Source organism: Acetobacter sp. AN02 (genome assembly GCF_029759835.1).
Taxonomy (GTDB): Bacteria; Pseudomonadota; Alphaproteobacteria; order Acetobacterales; family Acetobacteraceae; genus Acetobacter.
Window position 1 is genome coordinate 25,523 of record NZ_JAJJND010000018.1, and the last position, 10,855, is coordinate 36,377.

A 10,855-nucleotide genomic window follows, 5' to 3' on the forward strand; every position below is an offset into this window, starting at 1 on the left:
CGCCACGCATCCGTGAACCGCCCTCAGACCTCCCGCAGCGTCACACGCCGCGCATCGAGATGCCGGAATGCCCGCTCGTGACACGTCAGAAGCACGATCTGCATCATCCGCGCCTCCTCCTGCAGAAGACCCGTCGCCGCCTCCAGCCGCAGATCATCCGACCAGACCAGCGGATCATCCAGCATCATGGAAACCGGAACCCCCTGCTCACGCAGCAGACCGGCAAAAGCCAGCCGCGTCAGCAGCGCGATCTGCTCCTGCGTCCCCCGGCTGAGCGTATCGACAGCCTCGCTCTGCCCCTTCCGCCCCAGAGCCTTCAGCGCAATCGTCTCATCAAACTCCGGCTCACAGTCAGGAAATATCCTGGACAGATATCTCAGGCTACGCTGCGCGACAGGGGCCGCGAATTTCCGGCTGATCTCAGAAGACGCCTCGCGCAGCGTATCGCGCAGCAGCGTCAGCATGTCCGCCTCCGCCGTCAGACGCTCCAGCTCCTCCCGCGCAGCCTCCTCCTCTTCCCGTGCCCGCGCCAGCTCACCGGGAAGCCCCGCACGCCCCCCGGCCTCGACACGAACCTCCGCCGCCGCAATCCGTTCGCGCAGGGACTGACACTCCTCCTCAAGCTGCCGCCGCGCCCGCGCCAGACCCTCCAGCCGACGCTCCAGCTCCTCCGGCCTCTCCCGGTCGCGATTCTGCCGCGCCTGCTCCATCTCAGCCGTCCGCAGCATCAGCCGCTCCCGCGCCTGCTCCGCCCCGGCCGCAGACACATCCTCCCGACGCGCCTCTCGCAGCCGCATGGCCCGCTCCTGCGCCCTGTCCAGCGTCTGCCGCGCAAAACCCGCCTCCTGCCGCAGCCTGCGCACCTCTTCTGCAGCCACCCGCCGGATGTTCTCCGCCACGTCAAACGCCGCCTGCGTCTCACGAACCGAAACCCGCGCCTCCTGCACGGCCTTCCCGCACGCCGTCAGATCCGGCAGATCCTGCCCGGAAAAATCGGCAGGCTCACGCTCATGATGCAGTGCACAGAACGCCCGGAGCGCATCCTCCCCCGCAGCAAGACCACAACGCCCGTCAGCAGGACACAGACCGCTCCGGCGCTCACGCAAAAAAACCAGATCCTGCCGCGCACGATCCGCAGAAGCCCCCCGCGCCCGCGCCTGCGCCACCGTCGCCACACCCGCCTTCTCCAGAGCCTGACGCAAAGCCGCCTCCGCTGCCTCCTGCGCCCTGAGCGCATCCCGACCACTCCCCTCAGGCGGAGAGATCACCAGCGTCGCATGATCCCCCACCCGGACAGTAACGGGATCCTGAAAAACAACCGTCCCTGAACCGGCTTTTTCTCCATCCACCAGAATCCCGGTTCCGTCATGAACGGCAATCTCCATCCGGACCGCCTGCGCCTGCGCGGCAATCTCCGCCCGGAGCACCTCCTTCTCCAGCCCCTCAAGCCGATCAGTAATCTTTGCGGGAAGATCCGCAGCCACCACCCGCTCCGCCTGGGCCGTGCGCGCATCCGTCTCGGCAAGCTGCCGCAGCCGCTCCCGTGCATCTCTCAACCCGTCAAGAAACTGCCGCTCGCCATGCGCTTCCTCCACAGACCGCGCAGCCCGGACAGCATGATCCTCGGCAACAACAGCCTGTTTCCGGAGCCCGTCCTTCTCCCCGGCCAGACGCACCGCCTCATCCAGACGCGCCTGAACCCCGGGAAGCAGCCCCTCCTGACGCGCCACCTCCGCCGCAGCCTCACGCGCCTCGCGCTCCGCCGCCTCCAGCGCCTTCAGATCAGCCTCAGCCGCCGCAACAACCGCCTTCTGCTCCTTCCACAGCGCCTCTGCCTTCTCAAAAGTCCCGGCAGCCTCACGCGCAATCCGCAGACGCACCTCCAGTCCCCGGCGCTCCTCCTCCGGAGCCGGGTCCTCCAGCTCACGCCTGCGCAGGCCCAGCCTGCGGGTACAGTCCTCCAGAGCCTCCAGCTCGTCAGCATAGTCGCGCGCCTGCCGCTCCGCCCGCTCGCGATACTCCACGGCCTGCTCAGCCTTTTTCTGAGCCGTAAGAAGAGCACCCGTCACCTTCCCGGATTTTTCCGTCCGGTATTTCTCGAGATCCGTCGTAATCTCCCGGAACACGCCGTCATAAAGACGACCATCCGTCACAAATCCGGCCTCCGCCTCCAGAGCGGAGCGGATCGTCTCCAGAGCCCGCTCCCCCGGAGCCCCGGGCTGAAAACCGCCCCCCTGCTCCACCCATATAAACCCGGACACGGAAGACACATCCGGAATCTGCTTCGTTTTCGAAGATGCCTTCCCGATCCCGAGAATATCCTCAAGCCGCGCCTCCGCATCCGCCCCCTGGAAACTCCCCGAAGGCCCCTCCAGCACACAGCGCGGAGACTTCAGAAACTGCTTCTCCAGACGGAAACGCTGCCCCTTCTCCTCAAATTCCAGAGCAACCCGCGGCGCCATCCCGCTGCCCGAAGACTGGAAAGACCGCACGAGATCACTCTTTCCGGACCAGCCCGCACAGAAAAGAACCGCCCGCATGGCCTCGAAAATCGTGGATTTACCGGCCTCATTCGCTGCCGCCAGAAGGTTCAGCCCCTCACCGAACCCCTCAACCTTCCATTTTCCGCGGAACTTCCGGAACCACTCGATCTCCAGAGACAGAATCCTCATCAGCTCCCGCTCCCCGAAACCCGCAGAACCTCCGTATAAAGCCGCTCCAGAGCGCGCCCGGCCCGCATATCCCCGCCCTCCGCAAGCGCCTTGAGCCGAGCCGCCGCCAGAGCCAGAGCCCCCTCCGGACCGATACAGGACAGATCCCCCCCGTCGGGACGCCGCACGATCTCATCACGCTGCCGCAGATACAGCAGATGATCCTCCAGATCCGCCAGCTCCCGGTTCATCTCCGCAAGCGCCGCCAGAGCAAGCGCCCCTTTCAGATGCAGCGACAGCAGCGTGGAAGACGCCCGCCCCCCGGACAGCACCGCCTCCTTCTCACGCCGGACATCCTCCGCAGATTCCGGACGCCACTCCCGCTCCGCCCAGACATATCTCCCGACAGAAATCCCTGAAATCTCAGGCAGACGCCCCGCACCGACATCGGCAAGAACCACATGCCCCGCCTTCTCCTGCCCGAACCGGTCCGGCTCCGGCGTGCCGCTGTAGGCCGTGCGCTGCCCGATCCGGACAAAACCGTGCCAGTCCCCCAGCGCCAGATAATCCAGACCCGAACGCTCCGCACGATCCGGCGGAATAAGATTGGGCTGCCCCTGCCCGCCGGATGAGAAATCCTTCACCGGCCCATGGGCAAGACCGATCCGCACCGCCCCCGGCGGCGTCACAACCCTGTCAAACGCCGCCGTCAGATCCTCGGCGGTATGACGGTTCACAAGCGGCGCAGGCAGAACCCACACCCCCGCCTCCATCTCCTCCGCCTCCGGACGGTCCAGAACATGCACACAGGCCGACCCGGCCCGCCGCAGCCGCGGCCACAGCGCCCCGCCCCGCACATGATCGTGATTGCCCGGCATGAGCCACCACTCACACCCGGCCGCCTTCATCCGCGCCAGAGCCTGCGTCGTCACACGATCGCCCGGATCAGGACTGTCAAACACGTCGCCCGCCACAAGCACATGACGGACATCATTCTCCCGCGCGACAGCCCCGATGCGGTCGATCACATCAAGCCGCGCCTCCGCAAGAAGCGTGCGGACACGCTCGGGAAAAGCCGCAAACGGCGCACCGAGCTGCCAGTCCGCCGTATGCAGGATCCTCACCATAAGCCGCCCGGACCCTCAGCCCTTCGTGCCGTAAAGCAGGGTCAGACGCGCCTCGGTCAGACGATGCTGCCCCAGCATGAACCCGACCACAGCCGGAGAGGAATCCTCCGGAATCTCCAGAACCGGCACATCAATCGCCGTCACCGTAATGACATAGCGATGCACCCGCCCCGGCGGCGGAGCCGCACCGCCATAGCCCCTGGTCCCGAAATCCGTACGGATCTGAACAGCCCCCTCAGGCAGACCGCCTTTCCCCGATCCCGCACCCTCTGGAAGAGACGAAACCGACGCCGGAATATTGATCACAACCCAGTGCCACCAGCCCGACCCCGTCGGCGCATCCGGATCATACATCGTCACGACATAGCTGCGGACACCCTCAGGCGCGCCGCTCCAGGCCAGAGCCGGAGAGAGATTCTCCCCCGTCTGCCCCATTCCGGAAAACACCTGCTCATGCCGCATCACGGCAGCATTCATATAATCCGGACTGCTCAGAACAAACGCCATGATCAGCCCTCCTGCCAGTTCAGACTGATCAACCAGAACTCCTCGGAAGTCAGCGTAATCCCCCCGCTCTGCGGAGACTCCGCCGCAGCCTCCGCCAGAGCTGCAATCCGCTCCACCATGATCACCTTGCGCTGATGCGCCTCGGACGTCTCACCGGCCGCCTTGAGAACATTAAGCGACGTACGCGCCGCACGGGCCACACGGCCCGCATCAAGAAGAGCATAGGACACTGTTTTTCTCCCTGTCCGACTACAGTCCCATGAACATGAAGCCCGCCCCCCCATCCCGCAAGAGCCACGCCGGAAACAGCCCGCGAACAGCATGAAAACACTGCACGGCACCCCCGCGCACGCGCGCAAACATCCCCGGCTTCGCGAAGCGGCATTTCGCCGCTATATTGAACCCCATGCGTTACGTCTCGACCCGTGGCCAGGCAGCGTCCCGGTCCTTCTCCGATGTCCTCCTCGCCGGTCTCGCCGAAGACGGCGGCCTCTTCATGCCGGAAGCCTGGCCGCAGTTCACGGCGAAAGACTGGCGCGCCATGCGCGGCCTGCCCTACCCGGAACTCGCCGCCCGCGTGATCGCCCCCTTCACCGAAGGCAGCATCTCACAGGACACGCTCCTCACCCTCGCGCGCGAAGCCTATGCCCGCTTCGACCACGCCGCCATCGTGCCGCTCACGCAGGTTGAGGACGGCCTCTTCGTGCAGGAACTGTTCCACGGCCCGACGCTCGCCTTCAAGGACATGGCGATGCAGCTCCTGGGCCGCCTGTTCGATCACGTCCTGACCGAACGCGACGAACACGTCACCATCGTCGGCGCAACCTCCGGAGACACAGGCTCCGCCGCCATCGAGGCCTGCCGCGGACGCGACCGCCTCTCCGTCGTGATCCTGCACCCCGAAGGCCGCACCTCGGAAGTCCAGCGCCGGCAGATGACAACCGTGCCGGACGCCAACATCACCAACCTTGCCGTGCGCGGCACCTTCGATGACTGCCAAGACCTCGTCAAAGGCATGTTCTCGGACCTGCCCTTCCGCCGCGACATGCGCCTGTCCGCCGTCAACTCCATCAACTGGGCGCGCATCGCCGCACAGATCCCCTACTATATCTATGCCGCCCTCAGCCTCGGCGCCCCCGACCGCGAAGTCTCCTTCGCCGTCCCGACCGGCAATTTCGGCAATATCCTCGCCGCCTGGGCCACACGGCAGATGGGCCTGCCCGTCCGCCATCTCTGCGTCGGCTCCAACCGCAACGACATCCTCACGCGGTTCCTCAACGCCAACGACATGACGATGCACGAGGTCATCCCGAGCCTCTCGCCCTCGATGGACATCCAGGTCTCATCGAATTTCGAACGCCTGCTGTTCGAACTGCTCGGCCGCGATCACGCCGTCTGCGCCCGCATCATGACCGGATTCCGCACCACCGGACACATGGACGTGCCGGATAAGACCTGGCAGGCCGCACGCACCCTCTTTTCAGGCCTTGCCCTTGACGACGTCGCAACCACTTCCGAAATCCGTAAACTATGGAAGGAAAGCGGCTACCTCGCAGACCCGCACTCGGCCATCGGCATCGCCGCCGGACGCGCCGCGCGCGAACCCGGCATCCCGATGGTCGCCATGGCCACGGCCCATCCGGCAAAATTCCCGGATGCGATGAAAACCGCCACCGGAATTCACCCGGCCCTGCCGCCCGCACTGGCCGATCTGTTCGACCGCACGGAACGGTACCAGGTCGTGGACAACAGCTTGCCGGACATCGAAAACACCATCCGCTCCGCCACCCTGCGGAACAGCCACTGACCCGACACACCCCCCCCCTTTCGCGGGCATCCCGGCCCGCGAAGATATCTCCAGGAACAGAATGACCGATCAGATCAGGCAGACGCGCCTTCCCTCCGGCCTCACGGTCGTCACCGAACGGATGGATCGTGTCGGAACCGTCTCCTTCGGAGCCTATGTCTCCACCGGAACCCGTAACGAACCGGCCGCGGAAAACGGCGTGTCCCACTTCCTGGAACACATGGCCTTCAAAGGCACGACCTCCCGCTCAGCCGTGAAAATCGCAGAGGAAATCGAGGATGTCGGCGGGCACATCAACGCCTACACAGCCCGGGAACAGACCGCCTACTACGTCAAGCTGCTCCGGGAAGACCTCGCACTGGGCGTCGATATCATCGGAGACATCCTGACCCGCTCCACCTTCGCTCAGGACGAGGTGGAACGCGAACGCGGCGTGATCCTCCAGGAAATCGGCCAGGCCAACGATACCCCCGACGATATCATCTTCGATCACTTCCAGGAAACCGCCTTCGCCGGACAGCCGATGGGCCGCCCGACACTCGGAACGGAAGACCTGATCCGGGACATGCCGCGCGAAACCCTCATGTCCTACATGGGCGCACATTACACGACACAGAACATGGTCGTCGCCGCCGCCGGAAACCTCGAACACGACACCGTCGTGAACCTGGTGGAAAAACACTTCGCAGACCTGCCATCCCGCCCTGTCCCCCCGCGTGACGCAGGCCACTACACAGGCGGGGAATTCCGCCAGGAAAAAGACCTCGATCAGGCCCACCTGGTCCTCGGCTTCCCCTCCGTCGGCTTCGGAGACCCGGACTACTATCCAGTCATGCTGCTCTCAGCCATCCTCGGCGGCGGCATGTCCTCCCGCCTGTTCCAGGAAATCCGGGAAAAACGCGGCCTGGTCTATTCGGTCTATTCCTTCAACCTCCCCTTCACGGACAGCGGAATTTTCGGAATCTACGCCGGAACCGGAGAGAAGGAAGCAGAGGAACTGGTCCCCGTCACCCTCGCCGAACTCCTGCGCATCCAGCGTGACATCACCCCCCAGGAACTGGCCCGCGCCCGCGCGCAGCTCAAATCCTCCCTGCTGATGTCACTCGAAAGCACCGGAAGCCGCTGCGAACAGATCGCCCGTCAGCTCCAGATCTACGGCCGCCTCGTCCCGATCAGCGAAACCATCCGCAAAATCGAGACCGTCACGGCAGAAGACATCCAGCGCGTCGCAACCCGCCTGTTCCGCGGCAGACCCACACTGGCAACGCTCGGCCCGATCTCCCGCGTACCCTCCCTCGACAGCATCTGCGGGAAACTCGCGGCATGAGCACGGATAAGAACAGAACAGCCCTCGTCCGGGAACTGATCGATACCGCCGTCAGAGCCGGCGCAGACGCCGCGGACGCCGTCTTCGTCCGCAGCCTCGCCCTCAGCGCAGGCGTACGTAACGGACAGCCCGAAGACATCGAGCGCTCGGAAACCTGCGACCTCGGCCTGCGCGTGTTCGTCGGGAAAAAACCCGCTATCGTCTCCGCCACAACCCTCGATCCCGCCCGCTTCAGAGACCTCGCGGACCGCGCCGTCGCCATGGCCCGCGTCCTGCCCGAAGACAGCTTCGCAGGCCTTGCGGAAAACGCCCTGCACGGAGAGTTCGATGCACAGGGCATGGACCTCAGCGATACTGCACAGCCCGATACGGCAGAACTCCTCAGCCGTGCCAGAGAGGCGGAAGACGCCGCCTTCGCCGTCTCCGGCGTCACCAAAAGCAGCGGCGCAGGCGCGTCGTGCGGACGCACGGAACTGGTCCTCGCCTCCTCCGCCGGCTTCTCGGGCGCATACAGCCGGACCCGGCACTCCGCCTCCGTCAGCGTGCTGGCCGGAAGCGGAACCGCCATGCAGCGGGACTATGACTACCACTCAGCAGTCCACCTGGCCGATCTCGATCCCGCAGCCCGGATCGGCCGCAGCGCCGGAGAACACGCCGTCGCCCGCCTGAACCCGGCCCGCCCGCGCACGGGAAAAATGACCGTGCTCTTCGACCCGCGCGTCGCAGGCAGCATCGCAGGACACCTCACCGCCGCCATCAACGGCGCCTCCGTCGCCCGCGGAACCTCCTTCCTCAAGGACCGGCTCGGCACACGCCTCTTCACCCCCGGCGTCTCCGTCATCGATGACCCGACCCGCATCCGCGGCCTCGCCTCCCGCCCGTTCGACGGAGAAGGCGTCAGAGCCGGACCGCTGCACCTGGTGGAAGACGGCGTGCTGCAGTGCTGGATCCTGGACAGCCGCAGCGCCAGACAGCTCGCCCTCCCCTCCTCCAACGGCCGCGCCGCACGCGGCCCCTCCGCCCCGCCACAGCCGTCAACCAGTAACCTGTATATCGCCGCAGGCAGCCTCTCCCCCGACGCCCTGATGTCAGGCATCACGGAAGGCATCTACATCACGGAAATGATGGGCTCCTCCGTCAGTATGCTCACCGGAGACTACAGCCGCGGCGCCTCGGGCTTCATGATCCGGGACGGAAAACTGGCCGAACCGGTCGCGGAATTCACCGTCGCCGGAAACCTCACCGATATGTTCGCACGCCTCATCCCCGCGGACGATCTGGAATTCCGCCGGGGAACCGATGCCCCCACCCTGCGTATCGACGATATGAGCATCGCCGGCGTCTGAACCGCGCCAGCCTCAGAAAACCCAAGGAGACCGTCCCATTTCCCCGCGATTCCGCTCCGGCCTGCTGGCCCTCTCCCTCTCCCTGACCGTCCTGCCCGGAGCCCTGCTCCCGACAGATGCAGACGCACGCCCCGGCCAGGGCGGCTCAATGGGCAGCCGGGGCAGCAGAACATGGAGCGTCCCGCCCGCAACCCGGACCAGCCCGACCGGCACGGCCCCGATGCAGCAGTCCATAACCCCGCGCCAGCCCATGCCAGGCACACCGGGCTACGGCTATAACCGGCCCTACCCCGGACCGATGAACAGCGGCTTCACCCGCCCGCGTCACCCGTTCCTGACAGGCTTCATGGGCGGAATGCTCGGAGCCGGCCTCTTCGGCCTGCTGAGCGGCCACGGCTTCTTCGGCGGAATCCACAGCCTGTTCAGCTTCTTCTGGCTGCTGATCCAGATCGCTCTGGTCATCCTGGTCGTCCGCTGGCTCTGGCGCCTCATCTCGGGCAACCGCAGCGCAGGCAGCGGCCTCTTCTCCTCCTTCGCAGGCAGACCCGGAGGCATGCCCCCGGGCGGCACACCCTCCGGCGGTTTCCCCCAGAACGGCTTTCCGCAAAACGGCGCAACACCTTCCGGAAACGTACAGATCGGCCCCCAGGACTATCAGTCCTTCCAGACAACCCTGCTGAATATCCAGAACGCCTGGAACAGCCAGGACATCCGCGCCATGCAGGGCATGGCCACCCCGGAAATGGTGTCCTACTTCAACCAGCAGCTCGCAGCCCTCGCCAGCCGCGGCGCACGCAACGTCGTCTCGGACGTAAAATTCATCAGCGGAGACCTCGCAGAGGCCTGGTCAGAAAGCGGATACGACTACGCAACCGTCGCCATGCGCTACAGCCTGATCGACCTCACCACAGACCTCACCGGAAACGTCCTGCAGGGCAGCTCAACAGACCCCGTCACCGTCTCCGAAGTCTGGACCTTCATCCGCCCCTCCGCCGGAGGCGCCTGGCTCCTCTCCGCCATCCAGCAGACCAGATAACAGTAAATCCCCTCCTTCCGCGGAAGGGATCGTTATCAGCGGCCTTCTCTGATTTCCGGAAAGGAAATCAGGGTCCCGACCAGAAGAAAAACATTCCGGATCATGGGAGTATTATGAAAATTTCCCGTGCTCTGAAATGTATCAGTCTGTTCCTGCCTGTATTCCTCGCCATCCTTTCCACCTCGATGGCCAGGGCTGATGACGGGCCGGAAATCTGGAAGATCTACGCGAACGCACGGTTTCAGTATCAGATATGCTACCCCTCCACCCTAATCCGACCCCAGGGGGAGCCCGATAACGGAGATGGTCAGGTATTTATCGGAGACCACGGAGCGGAATTAAGGGTCTTCGGAAGAAATCGTATCGACAGAATGACAATCGCCGATAACGCCATGCTGGCATCCGGACAGCTGACGCAAAGCGGGGGAAAAGTCACCTATCAGGTCATACGCGGAAACCGGGCTGTCATATCCGGAACCGATGGAAAAAACGCAGTATTCTACAGCAAAATCATCAGAAACAATGATCACTACGTCATTTTCGAACTGACATACCCGAAGGAACAGCGTGCCGTGTATGACAGGATTGCCAGTCATCTCTCCGGATGCCTCAAGGCCGATCCGGGCTGAATCCCCGCTTCCGATAAATGCGGAAAGCATCCGGAATATATATGTTTCTTTCCCGACCGCCTTCAGAAAACCCTGTCACCGGCAGCCAATGACTGCAATACGACCTTCCGGCAGCGAGATATATCTGAAGTATACAACGCATACTCATAATAAAATATGAAATATATTTATATAATTTTCAAATTAATTTATATACTTATCAAATTACCCGTATTGATATTAGATATTTTATCCGAATTTCCTTTTTTATTATCAAAAATATCCTTCTTTTTCGTCGCCAAGGCTGTGATATGCGCTCTTTACTGCATACAAACCTTACGGCGTATCGTCAGTTAAGGAGGATGATGACTGATACCAACCATTGATTGCTAGAACCTATGCGCCCAATTGCGCAGTCCGATTGACATGATGCGCCAAGGTTGTTC

At 63.7% G+C, this 10,855-nt stretch carries 9 protein-coding genes; 5 read left to right on the forward strand and 4 right to left on the reverse strand.

All coding sequences use genetic code 11. The features are described from left to right. Positions 1–23 precede the first annotated feature (23 nt). From LOC54_RS03710 to LOC54_RS03725, 4 genes are read right to left on the reverse strand one after another with little or no spacing between them, the layout of a single operon-like run. On the reverse strand, positions 24–2,672 hold the full coding sequence (locus LOC54_RS03710; RefSeq protein ID WP_279312485.1) for an AAA family ATPase: 2,649 nt from the start codon (positions 2,670–2,672) through the stop codon (positions 24–26). Next, positions 2,672–3,778: a DNA repair exonuclease gene (locus tag LOC54_RS03715; RefSeq protein ID WP_279312486.1), complete on the reverse strand. Its 1,107-nt coding sequence runs from the start codon at positions 3,776–3,778 to the stop codon at positions 2,672–2,674. Before LOC54_RS03715 ends, LOC54_RS03710 begins: the two co-directional genes overlap by 1 nt. Before the next feature lie 15 nt (positions 3,779–3,793). Then, positions 3,794–4,285: a kinase inhibitor gene (locus LOC54_RS03720; RefSeq protein WP_279312487.1), complete on the reverse strand. Its 492-nt coding sequence runs from the start codon at positions 4,283–4,285 to the stop codon at positions 3,794–3,796. A gap of 2 nt (positions 4,286–4,287) precedes the next feature. Next, complete coding sequence (locus LOC54_RS03725; RefSeq protein ID WP_279312488.1) at positions 4,288–4,515, reverse strand: hypothetical protein; 228 nt, start codon at positions 4,513–4,515, stop codon at positions 4,288–4,290. 176 nt (positions 4,516–4,691) lie between these two features. Here LOC54_RS03725 and thrC point away from each other — a divergent pair, with 176 nt between their 5' ends. The 5 genes from thrC (at position 4,692) to LOC54_RS03750 (ending at position 10,430) form a co-directional block, all read left to right on the forward strand. Next, positions 4,692–6,092, forward strand: a complete 1,401-nt coding sequence (gene thrC / locus LOC54_RS03730; RefSeq protein ID WP_279312496.1) for a threonine synthase — start codon at positions 4,692–4,694, stop codon at positions 6,090–6,092. A gap of 61 nt (positions 6,093–6,153) precedes the next feature. Continuing rightward, positions 6,154–7,419, forward strand: a complete 1,266-nt coding sequence (locus LOC54_RS03735) for a pitrilysin family protein (RefSeq protein ID WP_279312489.1) — start codon at positions 6,154–6,156, stop codon at positions 7,417–7,419. After that, positions 7,416–8,765 (forward strand): TldD/PmbA family protein, encoded by a 1,350-nt coding sequence (locus LOC54_RS03740; RefSeq protein WP_279312490.1) that lies wholly within the window; start codon positions 7,416–7,418, stop codon positions 8,763–8,765. The genes LOC54_RS03735 and LOC54_RS03740 overlap by 4 nt, the downstream gene beginning before the upstream one ends. A 37-nt stretch (positions 8,766–8,802) precedes the next feature. Next, positions 8,803–9,801, forward strand: a complete 999-nt coding sequence (locus LOC54_RS03745) for a Tim44 domain-containing protein (RefSeq protein ID WP_408740284.1) — start codon at positions 8,803–8,805, stop codon at positions 9,799–9,801. 113 nt (positions 9,802–9,914) lie between these two features. Further along, positions 9,915–10,430 (forward strand): hypothetical protein, encoded by a 516-nt coding sequence (locus LOC54_RS03750; protein WP_279312491.1) that lies wholly within the window; start codon positions 9,915–9,917, stop codon positions 10,428–10,430. Positions 10,431–10,855 lie beyond the last annotated feature (425 nt).

Coding starts and splice junctions, on each gene's coding strand:
- LOC54_RS03740 (WP_279312490.1), top strand. CDS start 7,416: ATGAGCACGGATAAGAACAGAACAGCCCTCGTCCGGGAACTGATCGAT.
- LOC54_RS03715 (WP_279312486.1), bottom strand. CDS start 3,778: ATGGTGAGGATCCTGCATACGGCGGACTGGCAGCTCGGTGCGCCGTTT.
- LOC54_RS03710 (WP_279312485.1), bottom strand. CDS start 2,672: ATGAGGATTCTGTCTCTGGAGATCGAGTGGTTCCGGAAGTTCCGCGGA.
- thrC (WP_279312496.1), top strand. CDS start 4,692: ATGCGTTACGTCTCGACCCGTGGCCAGGCAGCGTCCCGGTCCTTCTCC.
- LOC54_RS03720 (WP_279312487.1), bottom strand. CDS start 4,285: ATGGCGTTTGTTCTGAGCAGTCCGGATTATATGAATGCTGCCGTGATG.
- LOC54_RS03735 (WP_279312489.1), top strand. CDS start 6,154: ATGACCGATCAGATCAGGCAGACGCGCCTTCCCTCCGGCCTCACGGTC.
- LOC54_RS03750 (WP_279312491.1), top strand. CDS start 9,915: ATGAAAATTTCCCGTGCTCTGAAATGTATCAGTCTGTTCCTGCCTGTA.